The following is a 17,905-nucleotide window of genomic DNA, read 5'->3' as shown; positions in this document are numbered from 1 at the left end:
ACCCCCAATTTCGCACTTGACCCTAGCCCCCACCCCCTGTTCACTCATGGCAAATCAAAACCCATCTGCCGGAGAGAACCCCCATGCTCGCGACCTCCTATCGCACCGCCTATAACGAAGACCACGAGGCCTTCCGCGACACCGTCCGCAAGGTCTTTGCCGAACACCTCACCCCGCACATGGAGGAGCACGAGGCCAACGGCATCGTCCCGCGTGATGTGTGGAAGACAATGGGCGACGCCGGGATGCTGTGCATGACGGTGAAGGAGGAAAACGGCGGCCTTGGCCTCGATTTCGGCTTCAACTGCGTGCTGACCGAGGAACTCAGCTACCTCGGCTCGTCCGCGGGCTTCACGCTCCAGAACGACATCACGGCGAACTATTTCGAGCGCCTCGGCAACCCCGAACAGCGCGCCAAGTACCTGCCCGGCATGGTCAGCGGCGATATCATCACCGCGATCGCCATGACCGAACCGGGCGCAGGGTCCGACCTTCAGGGCATCCGCACCACCGCCAAGAAGGACGGCAACCACCTCGTCATCAACGGCTCGAAAACCTACATCACCAACGGTCAGAACGCCGATTGCGTGATCGTGGTCGCCAAGACCGATCCCGAGCTGGGCTCCAAGGGCATCAGCCTTGTTCTGGTCGACGCCGACACCCCCGGCTTCGAGCGCGGGCGCAATCTCGACAAGATCGGCCAGCACGCCGCCGATACCTCCGAACTGTTCTTCAACGATTGCCGCGTGCCGATGACCAACATCCTCGGCGCGGAAGGCATGGGGTTTGTGCACCTGATGGAGGAACTGCCGCAGGAACGCCTCGGCATCGCGGTCGGCGCGCAGGCGGCGGCGCAGCGGGCGTTTGACGAGGCGGTGACCTTCACCAAGGACCGCAAGGCTTTCGGCAAGACCGTGTTCGAATTCCAGAACACCAAGTTCACCCTCGCGGACCTCAAGGCCAAGCTGCAAGTGGGCTGGGCGCACCTCGACTGGGCGATCCGCAAGCATCTCGCAGGCGAACTCACCACCGCCGAGGCCTCCGCGGCCAAGCTGTGGCACACCGATCTGCAATGGGATCTGTGCGATGCGTCGCTGCAACTCCACGGCGGGGCGGGCTACATGAACGAATACGCCATCGCCCGCCTGTGGCGCGACGCGCGCGTGACGCGGATCTTCGGCGGGACGAACGAGATCATGAAGGAAGTGATCTCGCGGAGTATTTGAGGTGGCTGAGCCGCTTCGTTCCGACTGGAGGCTATATTGCTTCCGGCTTGCGTTAGTCCTCACGGGCTCTATCTCGCTGGTCGGGTGCGAAAGCTCTGCCCCGCAATCGATGTCGGCGTGGTTCGCTTGTTCGAGCAAAAGCGGTGATCAGCTGGTGTTGGGTCACCTAGACTTTGTTGAAAGCAGGGGACAGTTTCGCCTCCAGTTTTTTGGGCAAGACGTTTTCTATAACGTGAAAAGAATTTCACCCCAAGGCGGCTCTGTAAGCGGAACGGCTGTTTTCCAAGGCAGTCTGACCGGCGAGACGAAAGCTGCTCCCTTCGATTTCGTCTATGACCGCCACGAACAGAGGCTGAAGTTGGACGGAGTTTGGAATGAGTGTGATGTGCTGCAAGATCGCTCTTTAGTTTACCTTCCTGTCGACGAAACCCAAACGGCGGATCCGACAGAACAACAATAGGAAGAGCCATGACCGACCCCCTCGACTTCACCGGCAGCCAAGTCCTCGTCATCGGCGGGTCGAGCGGGATCGGGAATGGCATTGCGCACGGGTTCCGGCAGCGCGGCGCGAGCGTTACTGTCACCGGCACGCGGACCGATTTCGGCGATTACCTTGAGGCCGAGGACAGCGACTTCACCGGCCTCGACTACCGCCAGATTGATCTGACCGATCGCACCGCCGCTGACCGGCTGGCGGGTGACCTCGGCCCGCTCGATGTCCTCGTCCTCTCCCAAGGCACCGTGCGCTACGGACGGCAGGAGTTTACCCGCGAGGGGTGGGACGCGGTGGTCGATATCAACCTCAATTCGGTGATGGACGCCGCCCGCGCCTTCCACCCCGCGCTGGCGACCGCCAAGGGCGCGATCATCATCGTCTCCAGCGTCGCCGCGTTCAAATCGACAATCGGCACGCCCGCCTATGCCGCATCGAAAGCGGGCGCGGCGAGCCTCACCAAGACACTCGGCGAGGCCTGGGCGCGCGACGGCATCCGGGTCAACGGCATCGCGCCGGGGCTGGTGCCGACCAAGCTAACCAGCGTCACCACCGATCATCCCGAGCGCCTCGAAGCCAGCCTCAAGTCCATCCCCCTGCGCCGCATGGGCACGCCCGAGGATATGGCGGGCGCGGCGCTGTTCCTTGCCTCGCCATTATCGGCTTACATCACCGGGCAGACACTGGTGGTGGACGGGGGATTGACCCTCTCCTGAGCCTGCGCGCGGATTGTTACACTCGCAGGTGATATAGTCACAATCGCGTCACAAGCCTGCGCCAATCCTCGTTCGAAAGCGGGGCAGGCAGCACATGGATGTCGTCAATATCTTCCTGACGAGCGAGTTGGGCGAAAGTCTGGACGACTTCGTCCACGATCAGCGGCGTTTCACCTTCGACAGGCTGGGGGCGGAAGGCCCGCGGCGGTTGGTCGAAGGGCCGATGTGGGCGTTTATCGACTGGGTGATGCCCGAACTTGCCGGTCTCGAAATGTGCCGCCGGTTGCGCGCCGATACCCGCACCATGGACGCCCATGTGACGATGGTGCTGGAGGAGGACGATCCCGAGGATCGTCGCCGGGCGCTGCGCGCCGGGGCGGATGATTACGTGATCGGGCCGCTCACCCGCACGGCTGTGCTCGACCGGGTGCTGGCGCTGCAATCGCGCACCAGCGAGCGGCAGGCGACGCGCCGCTTCGAACTTGGCGCGCTGACGATCGACATGGCCGCGCTTCAGGCGCGCTGGAACGAGACGCCGATCGTACTGCGGCCCAATGAATTCCGCCTGCTGCGCTTTCTGGCCGAAAACCCCAACCGCGTGCTGACCCGCGAGGATCTGATCAGCGGCCTCGGCAAACGGGAACCCCCGATTGACGAGCGCACCGTGGACGTATGGATCGGCCGCCTGCGCCGCGCGATCAAATCGGCCGGCGGCGGCAACCCGCTGCGCACGGTGCGATCCCTGGGATATGTCTTCGATCTGGGGTGAGCGGGCGTACAGGAAACGTCCACAATCGCGCGCCGCGCGACAAAACGGGACATTCGGCTAGCGACCCCATTGCTGCCATACAGCTGCGCGACTAAGCTGAGAAATGTCCAAGGCACTTTCGCCACTTTTGCTCACTGCAATCGAGCGATATGCGGCAGCGCGCGAGGCGAAGGCCGATCTTGCGAAGCCCATTGCCGATTTCATTGCGGCAACGGAAAATCAAAGCCCGGCATCCATCGCCGATGCAGATGGAGCGATTGCCTCAGCTGCGGGGCTGTGGAGCTGGTCTCAGAAGCTAAGCTGGTTTGATCGCAACGTCCTTGGGAAAAGGAGTGATCGGGATCTGCTGGATGAGGTTCCTGGGCTGCCGTTTCTCTTTCTGTTCCACAAAAACGGATTCCTGCGACAAGCTGCACTTGAGAGAATATCAGGCCCCATCCCCAATGCCTTTCTGGTCGCCGCTTTGGCGTGGCGTCGGAACGACTGGGTTCATCAGGTTCGTTCTAGCGCCAAAGCCTGCATGGATCGGTGCCTACCGTTCACTAGCCCCGACGTGCTATCCGTATTCTTTCTTGAGACGGCAGGGCGTAGGTCGACTTGGCGGCGCTGGTCGGACGCCGAGCGACAGTCAATGGATGCGCTCGTAGCTCGCCCGGAGGCGGTAGCAGAGATCGTGGCGCAGCTTCTCAGGCAACGAAACGGACCACTACCCTCGTGGCTGCGGTCTCTACTCCAATACGAATGGATCGACCCCCACCTCAAGCTGCTCGCAGTGGAGGCGAAAATTTCGGGAGTGCGCGCCGTCGCCCTACAAACCTTGGCGTATGGCTATGCTCGCTCAACTGACGGCTCAGGGGAGCGCTTCTGGATAGATAAGCCGATGGGAATTAGCGGTTGGCGGCCACGTGTCTGGCAGCGGGCTCTGACCATCCATTCTGATCGTTCTGAAGCGATTCGCAGCGGCCTGCGTGATCGCTCAACCGCTGTGCGAAAGGTCGCGCTTGAGGCAATCATCGACCATGCTTCACATGATACGGACCTTATCGCTCTGGCAGGGTCATTCCTCAATGATCGCTCCACCAGCATTCGTTCGAAAGCCGCATTCATTGTTGAACGGATGAAGCAAGCACACTGAACGATTTGTCCGCTTCCCACCCACTTCCGGTCACAAAACCGCACGCATCATCGCCCTGAAACCGGACGCGACCGGTGATCCCTCTACAGATCGCCTGGCCCAGCAAAAAGGCCGCCCGGTGAGGGGCGGCCTTGTTTGGTTTCGGCGCAGGAACGCGGGCGCGTCAGAATTCCGCCTTCACGCCGATCGAGAACACCGTCCCCACATCGAAGGTGTTGATCTCGGCACGGTTGCCATTGAGCTCCTGGAACTCGAAATTGTCGCGCCCGAAGATGTTGCGCGCTTCGAGGCTTACCTCGAGCGGCACGCCGCCCAGCTTCACTTCGGAACGCGCCACCAGGTCGACCGTCAGGCCCGGGTCTTCGACCACATCGGGCAGCGCCCCGCCGCGCAGCGTCACGCGCTCGCTGGCGTAGTTGAACAGCACGGTGAACTGCTGGACCTTGTCGAGATCCTCGATCCCCAGCGACAGGTTCGCCACGTGGTCCGACTGGCCGACCAGCGGCGAGCCGTCGTCGAACAGCTGGCTGGCCAGCTGCCCGGTCGCCCCGGGGATCGGAGCCAGATCGGCCGCACCCACGGAAATCTCCGACTGGGTGTAGGTGTAGTTGGCGATGATCAGGAACTGCTTGTTCTCGAACAGCCCGCCCCAATCGGCCAGATCGATACCGTAGGACAGATCAAGCTCGGCCCCGTACAGGTTCGCCGAGGGCGCATTGGCGTAACTCGTCTCGATGATGCCGGGCGCGGTGATCAGGAAGTTCTCGATCGGGTTGTCGATCTTCTTGAAGAAGCCGGCAAGGCTCACCTTCTTCGGCCCGCCCATGTAATATTCGGCGCGCGCTTCCACGTTGATCAGCTCGCTGTCCTGCAGGAACGGGTTCCCGCGGAAACGGCGGTTGCTCTCGGGATCGAAATAGGTCTGCTCCACCAGCTCGCGGAACTGCGGGCGGGCGATGGTCTTCGATGCTGCGAAGCGCAGTTGCAGATCGTCGATCGCCTCCCACGTGACCGTGGCCGCGGGCAGGAAGTAGTCATTGGCGATCCGCGTCGGGTTGGCGAGATTGCCGCCGCCGAAGGTCAGATCGGGCGCGGCGACCTGAAGCCCGTCTTCATAGCGCACGCCTGCCTCGATATTGAGACGCTCGGTCGCGCGGAAACGCGCCAGCCCGTAGCCCGCGTGCACCGTCAGCGCGGCGTCGAACACCGGGAAGGGGGTCGGATCGGACACGGTGACGTTGAAGAAGCCGGTGCCGTTCGCATCGGTCGCCAGCGTCGCGCCGTTGAGGATCAGGCCCGGTTGCCGCAGGCCAAGCGCGCGCAGCAGCGTGGTGTTCTGCGCGGAGGAGCCGAGCAGTGGGCGGATGATGAAGGACAGCGACCGGCGGGTGGTGTCCGAATAGGCATAGCCCGCGGTCAGCGACAGGTCATCGGTGACGTCGAAGGTCACGTCCGCGCCGCCGAACCACAATTCTTCGGTCAGGTCTTCAAAGCCGACCTGAATGCGCTCCGTCCCGCCGATCAGCGCGCCGACATCGACCACGAACTTGTCGCCGAAGGGATCGTTCGGAATATTGGTGCGGATATAGGGCACGATGGCGTTGTAGGGCGCCTCGCGATCGGTGCGGGCATAGCCGCCGCGCAGATCGAGTTCGAAGGCATCGAAGTTGAATTCGGCGACGATTTGCGAATCCATCAGCTGGCGTTCGAACCAGCCTGTCTGCTGGGTCTGGAAATCGAACGGCCGCGCGACATCGGTGAAGCTGTCGGTGCCGGTGGCAAGCCGCGCGGTCTTCAGGGTGTCGCGGATGTAGAGATTGGTCCAGCGGACGGTGTGTTCGCCGATATCGAGGCCGAGCCCGATCAGCGCGTTCACCAGCACCTTGTTGTCGGTGATGAAGTTCTGCGAATCGAACAGGATCTGGCCCGCTTCCGCGTCACCGAACTGCTGGCTGGTGACATTGCGGTTGCGCCAGGTGTTGGTAATCCCGGCCGTGGCGATCAGGCCGAGGTAATTGCCGTCACCCACCTCGAACGAGGTGCCGCCGGTAAGGTTGGCCGAGAAGTTGATCGGCAGCACATCGTTCTTCTGGAGCGTCACCAGATTGAGCGGCATGATCTGCCCGGCCAGCTGGCGCTGCTGCGCGGCGGACAGGTCGTTGATCCGGGTGCCGCTGCCGATGGCGTCCTGCAACACGCTGGGGAAATCGCGGTTGCCGTTGTCGAAGCCGAAGCTGTCCCAGTCCGACCCGAAATAGGTGAGGCCGTTCTGGAACGTTGTCTCGGTATCACCGCTGCCCGAGAAGCCGACGGTGAGGAAGGTCTCTGTCGGGATCGCCTTGGTGGTGAGGTTGATAACCCCGCCGCCGAACTCGCCCGGGAAGTTGGCCGAATAGGTCTTCTGCACGAGGCTGGAGGCGATCACGCTGGTCGGGAAGATGTCGAGCGGGACCACGCGGCTCAGCGGTTCGGGGCTGGGGAGCGGCAGGCCGTTGAGCAGCGCCAGCGAATAGCGGTCACCCAGACCACGCACGAAGACGCGGCCGTTGCCGACCAGCGAGAGACCACTGACCCGCGCCAGCGCGCCGGCAATGTCGCCTTCACCGGTGCGGGCGATGTCGGCTTCGCTCAGCACGTTCAGCACCTGGCCCGAATTGCGCGCCGGATCGCGGTTGCGCCGCCCGGTGACGATGATCCCGCCGCCCGGCACAGAGATATCGGTCTCCTGCAGATCCTCCACTGGATTCTCGCCTTCGACCGGATCGGTCGGCTGCGCTTCGGCTTCGACCTCGGTCTCGGCTTCGGGCTCCTCTTGCAGCGCGTCCTGCGCGTGGAGCACCGACGGCAAGGTCAGCGATGTGGTGAGCAGCAGCAGCCCAGCGAGGCGCGTGCGGGTGGACATGGGTGAGGACCCCCTCATGAAATTGGTCATTCTTGAATGCGAAAATGGGGGAGGCGCTGCGTCGAAGCGGCGTCTCCCCCGGTACGTGTCACAGGCTCGGGCCTTAGGCCGGGTAGACCGGCAGCGAGGTGCAGTTGCCCGTCGTGCTGGCAAAGTTCTGGATCGACGAATTGCACGTCCAGTTGCCGAAGGTGCTGGTCAGGGCCGCCGCGTTCTGGATCGCCCCGACGAAGGTGCGGGTCGGGAAGAAGGTCGAACGGCTGTTGGCATTGAACGCCGTGCGGCCCGTTTCACCCGCGCCGTTGACGACGCCGTTAGTGAGCGTGATCGCGAAGGCGAAGTTGTTGTTGGTGCCGCCGTTGATGCGCGCTGCCACGTCGGCATTGGTATTGCCGGCGCCGCCGCGGATCGGATCGGTCGCCGGGCAATCGCCGACCACCGAGTCCACGCCGATGATCGCCGCCAGTGTGGTGGGTTCATCGATCTGGAAGCAGTGGTTGGTGCCGGCATTGATCACGCCGTTGGTCAGGCCAAGCGCCGCGCCGCCGCGTGCCTGGATGACCTGCGGCGCGCCGTCACGCATCACGAAGGTGAAGTTGTTCACCTGGAAGCGGGTCTGCGGAATCGCGTTTGACGGGGTACGGTCGGCGACGTTGGGCGAGTCCAGTTCGATCGCCCGGTCACCGGTGGTCGAACGCTGCACCGCGATCACGGTGTCGAGATTGACGATCGCGCCTGTATCGACATCGAGCGAATCGTCCGAAGCGCCGATGATCGCGAAGTTGCGGGCATTGAAGCCGCCGCCGAAGAACTCGATGCCGTCATCCGAGCTGTTGAACGAGACGAGGTTCTCGATCACGGTGCCCGAACCCGCGCCGCCGGTGGTCAGCGACTGGAGTTCGTTGTTCGGTGCCAGTTCGAAGCCCGAGAAGCGGATCTGGTTGAAGCGGAACGAGCCGGAGCTGTCCGCCGCGTTGGCGCCGCCGAACGGGGTGGCAACCGCCGCGCCTTCAAGACGGCCTTCGCAGGTCGCATTGGCGGTGGGGTTGGCGGCGGTGTTGAACACGCCGGTCGAGCAATCCGACACCGGTGCGCGGCCGAGCAGCACGACGCCGCCCCACTGCTGCTGGTTGTTGTCATCATTGATGCCGAGCACGTTGTCGCGGCTGGTCCAGATGATCGGGCGGTCAGCCGTGCCGTTGGACTGGATCGTGTTGCCGCGATTGACCACCAGATAGGAATCTTGCTGGCCGTAAAGGATCACGCCCGGCGCGATGGTCAGGGTGACAGTGGTGCCGGTGCTGGAGAAACCACGATCGGTGCCGACTTCGACGCGGCCCGGAATGCGATAGAGCAGGCCGCGGATGTAAGGCAGGTTGTCCGTGCTGGTGAAGCGCGCGGGCAGGGCGCAGACGCGGTAGGTGCCGGTCGGGGTCGCGGTGGTGACACCTTCATCGGTCAGACCGCCGGTCGACGCGATGGTCGGGCAACCGGCCGCCGGGGTCACGAGCGACTGGGTCGGCGTCGGGGTCGGAGTCGGCGTCGGCGTGGGGGCCGGGTTATTGATAATGATGTCGCCGCCCGAGCCAGGCGAGACGATTTCGTCCGCGCCGCAGCCGGCCAGAGCGACCAGACTGCATCCCAGAATCAGCGTGCGTTGAATGTTTTTCACAGCGAGCGGTCCCCTCTTGAGCCGAGAATCGGTTTAGGCGCGTGTCGTGATGCGCTGGGGGCTCGCTAGGGGTCGGGCATGTCAGAATTCTTGCAGCATTACAGTCTTGTGTCAGTCGAGCGATTATGACTGAAGAAAGACAAATGTGACAACGCCGACCCATCTCGGTGCGTGCTGTCTGTAACATTGGAATGCCGTAAAATCAGTGTGATAAGGCATTTCATTACAAGTAAATTACAATGTTTCAGTTTTGTTGCATCGGCCCGTTGTGTGAGTCATTATCCCTCTCGTTCTTGGAGGAGTCTTGCCGATGTCCGTCACCGCTTTCGCAATCGCGCTGATCGCTGCAACCCCGCTGGCAGCCGCGCCTGCCATGCCTGTTCCGGCCTTGGCCGAGGCGACCGAACTCGCGGTGCAACCGCTTGCTGCCGGGCGTGCCGATCAGGCGCTCGCAACGCTTGAGAAAGCCAGCATCGCCGATCCGCATGATGCGGCTGTGCTGATCAATCTCGGCATTGCCTATGCGCAGGCAGGCGATGACGCCAAGGCGCGCGCCGCCTTTGAACAGGCGTTGGCCTGTCATGAAGTGATCGAGCTCGACACTGCGGACGGAAGCGCCACGGATTCGCGCCGCCTTGCGCGGAAGGCGATCAAGATGCTCGAGCGCGGCGAGTTCCGCCCCGCGCCGACGCGCGCCGGACAGCTGACCCTGCGCGACTGACACATATCTCTATCGGGACGCGAACGGGCGGATTGCGAAAGGCGCAGTCCGCCCGTTTTGCTGTCCGGAAGGCACAGTTGCGACAATCCTGCATCCGGGCAATCGTCCGAGGCTGTCACCTGCCTGTCATTTAGGTTAGACAATGGGGAGAGATTCTGGAGGGCCGGGACATGATTCTCGCCGCGGGTAGCCGCGCTGTCATCACTGCTGCTGCGATTATGCTTGCGGCCGAGGCTCGGGCCGATGTGCTTGAACTCGGGAGCGATGGCGCGCGCTGGGTGTCCGGGCCACTCGCCGGTCAGCCTGCGGTGGCCGATCCTTATGCTCCTGCAGCCGCCGCAACCGACGCTGAAATGCTTGAAGCGCCCGCGCTTCCCGATGTGGTGATCGCCGATCCCGCGCGCCATGCGGCAGGCATTCCGCCGCGCTACGCGGCCAAGATCGCCGAGCTGGCCGCGCGCTTCGACCTGTCGCCCAGCCTGCTGGAGGCGCTGGTGTGGCAGGAGAGCCGCTGGCGCGAGGACGCGGTCTCGCCCGTCGGCGCGCAGGGGCTCGCCCAGCTTATGCCGGGCACCGCCCGCTATCTCGGCGTCGATCCGCGCGATCCTTTTGCCAATCTCGAAGGCGGAGCGCGTTATCTGCGCGAACAGCTCGACCGGTTCGGCGGCGATCTCGAAAAGGCGCTCGCCGCTTATAACGCCGGTCCCGGCAGGGTCGAGCGGGCCGGGGGCATCCCCAATATCCGCGAGACAAAGCAATATGTTGCTGCCATCATCGGGCGGCTCGCCAACCATTCCCGTCCGCCTGCGCCATAAGGCGCGGCTGGCCCATGCAAGTGAAAGTCTGACACACATATGACGTCGTTGTTCTCCCGTTCCTTGGCCCGCTTCACCGCCATGCTGGCGCTCGCGCTGACGCCGGGCACTGCTTTCGCGCAAGCGGCAGACCCGGCCGGTTCGGGGCCGATCAACAATGCGCTGCTGTGGCTGCAAGGCACGCTGCTCGGCACAGTGGCGACCACTGTCGCGGTGATGGCGGTCGCGGCGATCGGCTTCATGATGCTGACGGGCCGCATGAACTGGCGCTTCGGCGCGACCGTGATCATCGGCGTGTTCATCCTGTTCGGCGCGACCACCATCGTCGCCGGCATCCAGTCGGCCGCCGGTTAAGGCCATGAGCGATCTCGTCCGCCATCCCGTCCACCGCGCGCTCACCCGCCCGCAGATGTTCGCAGGCGTGACGATGAACTTCTTCATCATCAACCTGATGGTGACGACGATTGCCTTCCTGATCCTCAAGAGCTGGTGGATTCTGCCGGTTCCGGCGGTGATGCACGTGATCGGCTATTTCGCTTCGCTGCGCGAACCGCGCATTTTCGACCTGTGGATCACGAAGGTTTCGAAGTGCCCGCGCGTTCCCAATTTCAAGCGTTGGGGCTGCAACTCCTATGCCCCGTAAGGACGCCCGGACATGAAGAAATGGATCGGAGCCGCCGCCTGGAGCGCGAAGGAAGCCCGCGTCGGCGACCGGCTGCCCTATGCCCGCCTGATTGACGAGAACACCGTGCTGCTGCGCGATGGATCGGTGATGAGCGCGATCCAGGTGCCCGGCCTGCTGTTCGAAACCGAGGATAGCGACGCGCTTAACGCCCACGCCGCCACCCGCGAGGTGATGCTGCGCTCGACGCTGGATGCGCGCTTCGTGATGTATCACCACGTGATCCGCCGCCGGGTCGAGGTGGAGCTGGATGCCGAATTCCCCGATGCCCTGTCGCGGCATATCGACGCGCGCTGGAAGCAGCGGCTGGCGGGCGGATCGCTGTTCATCAATGATCAGTTCGTCACCCTGATCCGCCGCCCCGCGCGCGGCAAGACGGGCCTGCCGGAACGGTTTTCGAAGTTCTTCTCGCGGGCTGGGCAGGATGAGCCCGAGGCCGATCCCAAGGACGTGCGCAGCCTCAAGGCGGCAGTCACCGGGCTGGTCGCCAGCTTGCAGAATTACGGCGCGGCAGTGCTGGGTGATTACCAGTCACCCACATCAGCCGAAGGCACCAATTCCGAGATGCTGGAACTGCTCTCGGCGCTTTACAATGGCGAGATGCGCCCGGTGCGCCGCCCGAGCCCCGAGACCGATATCGGCCACATGCTGCCCTATCGCCGCGCCTCTTTCGGGCTTGACGCGATGGAGCTGCGCGGTAGCGCTGCGCCCGATTTTGCCGCGATCCTCGGACTGAAAGACTATCCCGAGGCGACGTCGCCGGGCCTGCTCGACAACCTGCTGCGCCTGCCGTTCGAAATGGTGGTGACCGAAAGCTACGCCCCCAACGAGCGCACGACATCGAAGGAACGCATCGACCTCGCCCTGCGCCGCTCGCGCTCGGTGGACGAGGAAGCGGCGGCCGAACGTGCCGAGATGATGGCCGCGCGCGATGCGCTGGGTAACGGGGCGGTGGGCTTTGGCGACCATCACCTGACTGTGCTGGTGCGCGAGCGTGATCTGGCGCGCCTCGACGACGCGATGGCCTCCTGCGCCGCCGCGCTCGCCGATACCGGCGCGATTGCGGTGCGCGAGGACACCAATCTCGAACCCGCGTTCTGGGCGCAGTTCCCCGGCAACGAGGAATATATCGTCCGCCGGGCCCTGATTTCCTCGGCCAATATGGCAGGCTTCGGCAGCTTCCACGGCTTTGCGCTTGGGCAGGCGAGCGGCAACCACTGGGGCGATGCGGTGACGCTGCTGGAAACGACCAGCGCCACGCCGTTCTTCTTCAATTTCCACCACGGCGATCTGGGCAATTTCTCGGTCATCGGGCCGAGCGGTTCGGGCAAGACCGTGGTGATGAACTTCCTCGCCGCGCAGGCCCAGAAGTTCAAACCGCGCACCATCCTGTTCGACAAGGATCGCGGCGCGGAGCTGTTCATCCGCGGCATTGGCGGGCGTTACGACCGGATCAGCCCCGGCGAGCCGACCGGCTTCAACCCGCTTTCGCTGCCTGATACCCCTGCCAACCGCGCTTTCCTGCGGGACTGGCTGGCGGTGCTGCTCAAGGCCGAAGGGCCGGAGGAATTCTCGACGATCAGCGCGGCGGTCGATGCGACCTATGCCAATGATCCTTCGCTGCGGCGGTTGCGCCACTTCAAGGAACTGCTCTCCGGTGCCCGCCGCCCGACGCCCGGCGATCTGGCCGACCGGCTGGCGGCATGGATCGGTTCGCCCTCCGGCGACGGCGGCGAACACGCGTGGCTGTTCGATAATGAACGCGACCGGCTCGACTTGGCGGAGCGTGTGCTCGGCTTCGACATGACCGCGCTGCTTGAAAACCCGCGCCTGCGCACGCCGGTGATGATGTACCTGTTCCACCGCATCGACGAGCGGCTGGACGGTCAGCCGACGATGATCCTGATCGATGAAGGCTGGAAGGCGCTGGACGACGAGGTCTTCGCCGCGCGCATCCGCGATTGGCTCAAGACGCTGCGCAAACGCAACGCACTTGTCGGTTTCGCCACCCAGTCCGCGCGCGATGCGCTCGACAGCCGGATTTCGACCGCGCTGGTCGAACAGACCGCGACGATGGTGTTCATGCCCAATTCGCGCGCCCGGCCTGAGGATTATTGCGACGGTTTTGGCCTCACCAGCCACGAATTCGCGCTGATCCGCTCGCTGCCCGCGCACAGCCGCTGCTTCCTCGTGCGCCAGCCCGATGCGAGCGTGGTGGTGCGGCTCGATCTGTCGGGTGCGCCCGAGGTGCTGACGATCCTTTCTGGCCGTGAAAGCGCGGTGCGCCGCCTCGATCTGCTGCGTGAAGCGGTGGGCGATGCGCCTGCCGCGTGGTTCCCGGCGCTGACCGGGCGCGCGTGGCCGGATGGGCCGGATAATGCCGACGAAGCCCAGATGTGGCAGGCCGCCGAATGAGCGCCGCCTGCGACGCCGCAGCCCAGGCGATGGGCACCGGCGTGTCCTCCGCGCTGACCGCGGTGGATTGCATTGCCGCAAATGTCAGCGAGCAGGCCTTCAACCGCCTGTTCGGGACCGAAGGCCAGCTCGCCGTCGCCTTGACGATCGTGCTGGGGCTTTATGTCGGCTTCTTCGGCATTTCGCTGATGCTCGGCCGGTCGAACCTGTCGGTGCGCGCGCTGCTGCCGAAGATGATGACGCTGGGACTGGTGCTGACCTTTGCCACCAGCTTCGTCGCGTTCTCGACCATCTTCTACAATGTGTTCATCGGCGGGCCGGACCAGATCGCGGGCATCCTTACCGGCACACAGGGCGAAAATGCGACGATGGTGTTCGCGCAGAAGCTGGATGTGGTGTTTCAGGCGGTCCAGCAGGCGAGCGGGGATACCAAGGATATCAGCGCCTTCTCGCCGCGCGGGATGATGTGGTTCGGCGCGATGCTGCTGCTGCTTGGCACGGTCGGCCTGCTGGTGACGGCACGGATCGCGCTGGCGCTGCTGCTGGCGGTTGGGCCGATCTTCGTGGTGCTGGCGCTGTTCGAAAGCACGCGCGGTCTGTTCACCGGCTGGCTCAAGGGGCTGGTGATGCTCGCGATTGCGCCGCTGCTGGCGGTACTGGGCGGATCGATCATGCTCGAATTGTCGGTGCCGATCCTCTCGGCGCTGGTGGCGGTGCCGGGGCAGATCGACCAGAACGCGGCGATGGCGTTCTTCCTCGTCGGCGCGGTGCACATGGCGCTGATGATCCTGTCACTGAAGGTCGGCTCGACCATGGTGGCAGGTTGGCAGGTGTTCGGGCTGGTGCCGGACAAGCGCGACCGCGAGCGGGCGTCGGATGGACCGCGCCCCGTGGCAGTGCCGCAACCGGCGCAGACCGCGCCGCGCAACACCAACGTGGCGCCGCCCAACCCGGGTTTGACCCCCCGCAGGGTCGATGTAGCCCCTCTCCAGCCCGCTCTTGCCGCCAATGACACGGGGCCTGCGGGCAGTGTTTCACGTGAAACCCGCGTCTATGCGACCGGCGGCGGGGGCGGGCAGGTGACCGCGCTGAACGCCGCCGCATCGCGCACCCGCGGGATCGGCAACCGCTTCCGCACCGCCTCCTCTGCCAAGCCGGCACCTGCGCCCAAAGCCCCCCCTCCGGAGACCTATCAATGACCCGCGCCGTGATGCTCGCCGCGCTTGCCCTTGCGCTTTCGGCTCCCGCCGCCGCGCAGGATAACCGCCTGCAAACGCTCGTGTTTGACGAGAACGCCGTGGTCCGGATCGATGGCAAGGTGAAGGTCCAGACCACCATCAAGTTCGCCCCCGACGAAGTGATCGAGAATGTCGCGATCGGCGATTCCGCCGCATGGCAAGTGCAGCCGAACAAGGCGCAGACGATCCTGTTCGTGAAGCCGCTCGATCCGGCAGCGCGCACCAACATGACGGTGGTGACGGACAAGCGCACCTACCTGTTCGAACTGGTGGCGTCGCCAAGAAATTCAGCGCTTTACGTGCTGCAATTCCGCTATCCCGAGCTGGAAAAGGCGGCCGAGGAAGCGCGGCTCGCGGCGATCGCCGAGGCCGAGGCGCAGGCCCTGCGTGCCGCCGCCGATCCGGTCGAGATGGCTGCCGCGTCTGACCCCTATGCGGTCAACGATCCCGCGCAGATCAACTATGCCTGGGCCACCGCCGGAACGCCCGCCTTGCTCCCCACGCGGGCCTTTGATGATGGCGATGCGGTGTTCCTGACATGGCCACAGGGCATTTCCATTCCAGCCATTCTGGTGACCAACGAGGATGGCGACGAAGGCCCGGTCAATTACACCGTGCGCGGCGATACCGTGGTGGTCGACGGGGTGCCCGCGCAGATCATCCTGCGCTCCGGCCGCGAGACTGCGACGCTCACCAACACCGGCCCGATGAAGCCTGCCGCGCGCAGCGCGGGGCTCGATATTGCCAAGCCTGCAAGGGAGTCCAACTGATGCGTCTGGCCATGCGTTTGCCGCCGAAGAAGGGCGAGGGCAGTTCTGCCGAGGGCGATCCGCGCGAGCGCGAGTCCGCTGAAATCATTGATCTGGCGAGCCGTGCGGCCTTTCCGGCGGTTACCGACCGCAAGGCCAAGGGTGACGGGCTGGGCCTCGCTGCCGGCGTGGCGGTGGTCGGCCTGCTGGGCGCGGTGACGTTCTGGGCGATGAACGCCGCGCGCACGCCCGATCCGCAGGGCATCGGCAACACCGCCGTCGCCCCGCCGCAAGCCGCCGCCGCGCCCGTGGTGGTGCAGCCGGTCGATCCGGCGACGGTGCCCGGCGCGGTGCCGGTGGTGCCGCCGGTCGATCCTGCGCCCATGCCGATCTATTCCGGCAACCCGGCCATGAGCCCCGGCGCGGCGATCAATCCCTATGCCAGCCCGCAACTGGTCTTCGATGCCAGCTCGGCGCGCAGCATTCGCGGTGCCGAGGCGCCCATCGGTGTGCCGCCCGGCACGCCCGGCGCCGAAGTCGCGGGAGCGGGCGGCGCTTCGGCATTTGCCAGCCGCGTTGGCGGGGTTGGCGGCGCGCCCGCGCAGGCCCGCGCGATGACCAATCCCTCGACCACCGTGACCGAGGGCACGCTGATCCCCGCGATCCTCGAAACCGCGATCAACACCGATGTGCCGGGCTATGTCCGCGCCGTGGTGAGCCAGGACGTGCGCAGCTTCGATGGCAAGCGCGTGCTGATCCCGCGCTCCTCGCGCCTGATCGGGCAGTATCAGGCGGGCGTGCAGCAGGGCCAACGCCGTGCCTATGTGATCTGGACGCGGCTGATCCGGCCCGATGGCGTATCGGTCAACCTTGCCTCGCCCGCGGTCGGTTTTGACGGGGCGACGGGGTTGGAGGGTGACGTCAACAGCCACTTCTTCAAACGCTTCGGTTCGGGCCTGCTGCTCTCGGTCGTCGGCGGCCTCGGCGCGCTGGCGACCGGCGGTGTCGGCGGCGTGATCGTGGCGGGCGGGGCGCAGGGTGCGGCCAATTCGGCGGTGCAATCGCAGGGCCAGATCAGCCCCACCATCCGCGTGCGCATGGGCGAGCCGATCCGCGTCTTCACAGCGCGCGATCTCGACTTCAGCGCAGTCGGCTGACGGGCGGTGAGCGCGGACATCCACCGGCTTGGCGAAGGGGAAGGGGCTGTGCCTCTGTCCGCAGAGCGCAGCGTCTATCTCGACGCGTACCTTGCGCCCTTCCGCCGCTGGCTCGACCGTGACACCGTGACCGAAATCATGGTCAACGGCCCGGGCGAAGTGTGGATCGAGGATGCCGCCAGCCCCGGAATGCAGCGCATCGCCACGCCCGAGATTGATGACCGGCTCGTGCAGCGCCTTGCCGAACAGGTGGCGCGCGTTTCGCATCAAGGGATCAACCGCGAGCATCCCTTGCTCGGCGCAACTTTGCCTGATGGCGCGCGCGTGCAGTTCTGCGGACCGCCCGCCAGCCGCAAGCATTGGGTGATGGCGATCCGCCGCCACCGCCGGTTAGACCTCCCGCTCGACGCCTATGACACCGGCCCGCTGGTGGGCGAGGGGCATGTCGTCCTCCCCGATCCGCAGGCCGAGCCCATCGCCTACTTGCGCGCCGCAATCCGCGCGCGGCGCACCATCCTGATTTCGGGCGGCACCAGCACCGGCAAGACGACCTTCCTCAACGCCATGCTCGGCGAGATCCCGCCGCAGGAGCGTGTGGTGCTGGTCGAGGATACGCCCGAACTGAAGTTCCCGGGCGAAAACGCGGTCGGCCTTGTGGCGGTTAAGGGCGAGCTGGGAGAGGCCAAGGTCACCGCCAATGAACTGCTGCAAGCTGCCCTGCGCCTGCGTCCGGATCGCATCGTGCTGGGCGAATTGCGCGGCGCGGAAAGCGTCAGCTTCCTGCGTGCGATCAACACCGGGCATCCGGGCAGCTTTTCGACCATCCACGCCAACTCCCTGCGCGGCGCGCTTGAACAGCTTTCGCTGATGGTGATGCAGACCGGCATCGGCCTGACCCGGTCGGACACCATCGCCTATGCCGCGAGCGTGATCGACGTGATCGTGCAGCTGGGCCGCGACGCCAATGGCAAGCGCGGCATCACCCAGATTGCCGAGAGCGCTTCGCTGGTCTGATGCGCGGCCGCGCCGATGCACGGCACGGACCATCGAAGGCGCGCGCAGCAAGAACGACATTGGTGTGACAAGCCCAACTTCCTGATTTACACCACGCCAGCAAGCGAACATGGCTCTGATAAGGGCGCTGCACCGACATGTCGGGCGCGAGGCGGAACAGGAAAGCGATGAGCACGTCACCGATTGGTAGCGAACCAACGC

General features: G+C 64.8%; 16 protein-coding genes. 14 read left to right on the top strand and 2 right to left on the bottom strand.

All coding sequences use genetic code 11. The features are described 5' to 3' along the window. Positions 1–83 precede the first annotated feature (83 nt). The 5 genes from KVF90_RS15730 to KVF90_RS15710 all read left to right on the top strand — a co-directional run bounded on the left by KVF90_RS15730 (position 84) and on the right by KVF90_RS15710 (position 4,339). Positions 84–1,226, top strand: coding sequence for an acyl-CoA dehydrogenase family protein (locus tag KVF90_RS15730; RefSeq protein ID WP_264392503.1), 1,143 nt, complete (start codon positions 84–86; stop codon positions 1,224–1,226). A 1-nt stretch (position 1,227) separates the two neighbouring features. After that, on the top strand, positions 1,228–1,686 hold the full coding sequence (locus KVF90_RS15725; protein WP_264392502.1) for a hypothetical protein: 459 nt from the start codon (positions 1,228–1,230) through the stop codon (positions 1,684–1,686). 8 nt (positions 1,687–1,694) lie between these two features. Then, on the top strand, positions 1,695–2,435 hold the full coding sequence (locus KVF90_RS15720) for an SDR family NAD(P)-dependent oxidoreductase (RefSeq protein ID WP_264392501.1): 741 nt from the start codon (positions 1,695–1,697) through the stop codon (positions 2,433–2,435). A gap of 94 nt (positions 2,436–2,529) precedes the next feature. Further along, positions 2,530–3,204, top strand: a complete 675-nt coding sequence (locus KVF90_RS15715; RefSeq protein WP_264392500.1) for a response regulator transcription factor — start codon at positions 2,530–2,532, stop codon at positions 3,202–3,204. A gap of 103 nt (positions 3,205–3,307) precedes the next feature. Beyond that, positions 3,308–4,339: a hypothetical protein gene (locus KVF90_RS15710; RefSeq protein ID WP_264392388.1), complete on the top strand. Its 1,032-nt coding sequence runs from the start codon at positions 3,308–3,310 to the stop codon at positions 4,337–4,339. 163 nt (positions 4,340–4,502) lie between these two features. Here KVF90_RS15710 and KVF90_RS15705 read toward each other — a convergent pair whose 3' ends face one another. After that, positions 4,503–7,241: a TonB-dependent receptor domain-containing protein gene (locus KVF90_RS15705; protein ID WP_264392499.1), complete on the bottom strand. Its 2,739-nt coding sequence runs from the start codon at positions 7,239–7,241 to the stop codon at positions 4,503–4,505. Between the two features lie 103 nt (positions 7,242–7,344). Next, on the bottom strand, positions 7,345–8,913 hold the full coding sequence (locus tag KVF90_RS15700; protein ID WP_264392498.1) for a hypothetical protein: 1,569 nt from the start codon (positions 8,911–8,913) through the stop codon (positions 7,345–7,347). A gap of 310 nt (positions 8,914–9,223) precedes the next feature. On the opposite strand from KVF90_RS15700, the gene KVF90_RS15695 reads away from it, so the two are divergent. The 9 genes from KVF90_RS15695 to virB11 all read left to right on the top strand — a co-directional run bounded on the left by KVF90_RS15695 (position 9,224) and on the right by virB11 (position 17,704). Next, positions 9,224–9,634, top strand: coding sequence for a tetratricopeptide repeat protein (locus KVF90_RS15695; protein WP_264392497.1), 411 nt, complete (start codon positions 9,224–9,226; stop codon positions 9,632–9,634). Between the two features lie 170 nt (positions 9,635–9,804). Beyond that, a complete protein-coding gene (locus tag KVF90_RS15690; protein ID WP_264392496.1) occupies positions 9,805–10,449 on the top strand; it encodes a lytic transglycosylase domain-containing protein in 645 nt (214 codons plus the stop codon). 39 nt (positions 10,450–10,488) lie between these two features. Further along, positions 10,489–10,803: a TrbC/VirB2 family protein gene (locus tag KVF90_RS15685; RefSeq protein ID WP_264392495.1), complete on the top strand. Its 315-nt coding sequence runs from the start codon at positions 10,489–10,491 to the stop codon at positions 10,801–10,803. A 4-nt stretch (positions 10,804–10,807) separates the two neighbouring features. Next, positions 10,808–11,092 carry a type IV secretion system protein VirB3 gene (locus KVF90_RS15680; protein WP_264392494.1) on the top strand — a complete coding sequence of 95 codons (285 nt, stop codon included), beginning with the start codon at positions 10,808–10,810 and terminating at the stop codon, positions 11,090–11,092. Between the two features lie 12 nt (positions 11,093–11,104). Next, complete coding sequence (locus tag KVF90_RS15675) at positions 11,105–13,546, top strand: VirB4 family type IV secretion/conjugal transfer ATPase (RefSeq protein WP_264392493.1); 2,442 nt, start codon at positions 11,105–11,107, stop codon at positions 13,544–13,546. Then, positions 13,543–14,745, top strand: coding sequence for a type IV secretion system protein (locus tag KVF90_RS15670; RefSeq protein ID WP_264392492.1), 1,203 nt, complete (start codon positions 13,543–13,545; stop codon positions 14,743–14,745). Before KVF90_RS15675 ends, KVF90_RS15670 begins: the two co-directional genes overlap by 4 nt. Continuing rightward, positions 14,742–15,554 (top strand): TrbG/VirB9 family P-type conjugative transfer protein, encoded by an 813-nt coding sequence (locus KVF90_RS15665; RefSeq protein ID WP_264392491.1) that lies wholly within the window; start codon positions 14,742–14,744, stop codon positions 15,552–15,554. The genes KVF90_RS15670 and KVF90_RS15665 overlap by 4 nt, the downstream gene beginning before the upstream one ends. After that, positions 15,554–16,690: a TrbI/VirB10 family protein gene (locus KVF90_RS15660; protein ID WP_264392490.1), complete on the top strand. Its 1,137-nt coding sequence runs from the start codon at positions 15,554–15,556 to the stop codon at positions 16,688–16,690. Before KVF90_RS15665 ends, KVF90_RS15660 begins: the two co-directional genes overlap by 1 nt. A gap of 6 nt (positions 16,691–16,696) precedes the next feature. After that, a complete protein-coding gene (virB11, locus tag KVF90_RS15655) occupies positions 16,697–17,704 on the top strand; it encodes a P-type DNA transfer ATPase VirB11 (RefSeq protein WP_413676993.1) in 1,008 nt (335 codons plus the stop codon). Positions 17,705–17,905: the final 201 nt, after the last annotated feature.

It is taken from the genome of Porphyrobacter sp. ULC335, from assembly GCF_025917005.1.
GTDB lineage: Bacteria > Pseudomonadota > Alphaproteobacteria > Sphingomonadales > Sphingomonadaceae > Erythrobacter.
The sequence above is the reverse complement of the archived record's forward strand: the minus strand, read 5'-3'. Positions and strand labels throughout refer to the sequence as shown.

What these genes read in the sequence shown, in the direction of transcription:
- KVF90_RS15730 (WP_264392503.1), top strand. Translation starts at nt 84, where the DNA reads ATGCTCGCGACCTCCTATCGCACCGCCTATAACGAAGACCACGAGGCC.
- KVF90_RS15720 (WP_264392501.1), top strand. Translation starts at nt 1,695, where the DNA reads ATGACCGACCCCCTCGACTTCACCGGCAGCCAAGTCCTCGTCATCGGC.
- KVF90_RS15715 (WP_264392500.1), top strand. Translation starts at nt 2,530, where the DNA reads ATGGATGTCGTCAATATCTTCCTGACGAGCGAGTTGGGCGAAAGTCTG.
- KVF90_RS15710 (WP_264392388.1), top strand. Translation starts at nt 3,308, where the DNA reads ATGTCCAAGGCACTTTCGCCACTTTTGCTCACTGCAATCGAGCGATAT.
- KVF90_RS15705 (WP_264392499.1), bottom strand. Translation starts at nt 7,241, where the DNA reads ATGTCCACCCGCACGCGCCTCGCTGGGCTGCTGCTGCTCACCACATCG.
- KVF90_RS15695 (WP_264392497.1), top strand. Translation starts at nt 9,224, where the DNA reads ATGTCCGTCACCGCTTTCGCAATCGCGCTGATCGCTGCAACCCCGCTG.
- KVF90_RS15690 (WP_264392496.1), top strand. Translation starts at nt 9,805, where the DNA reads ATGATTCTCGCCGCGGGTAGCCGCGCTGTCATCACTGCTGCTGCGATT.
- KVF90_RS15685 (WP_264392495.1), top strand. Translation starts at nt 10,489, where the DNA reads ATGACGTCGTTGTTCTCCCGTTCCTTGGCCCGCTTCACCGCCATGCTG.
- KVF90_RS15680 (WP_264392494.1), top strand. Translation starts at nt 10,808, where the DNA reads ATGAGCGATCTCGTCCGCCATCCCGTCCACCGCGCGCTCACCCGCCCG.
- KVF90_RS15675 (WP_264392493.1), top strand. Translation starts at nt 11,105, where the DNA reads ATGAAGAAATGGATCGGAGCCGCCGCCTGGAGCGCGAAGGAAGCCCGC.
- KVF90_RS15670 (WP_264392492.1), top strand. Translation starts at nt 13,543, where the DNA reads ATGAGCGCCGCCTGCGACGCCGCAGCCCAGGCGATGGGCACCGGCGTG.
- KVF90_RS15665 (WP_264392491.1), top strand. Translation starts at nt 14,742, where the DNA reads ATGACCCGCGCCGTGATGCTCGCCGCGCTTGCCCTTGCGCTTTCGGCT.
- KVF90_RS15660 (WP_264392490.1), top strand. Translation starts at nt 15,554, where the DNA reads ATGCGTCTGGCCATGCGTTTGCCGCCGAAGAAGGGCGAGGGCAGTTCT.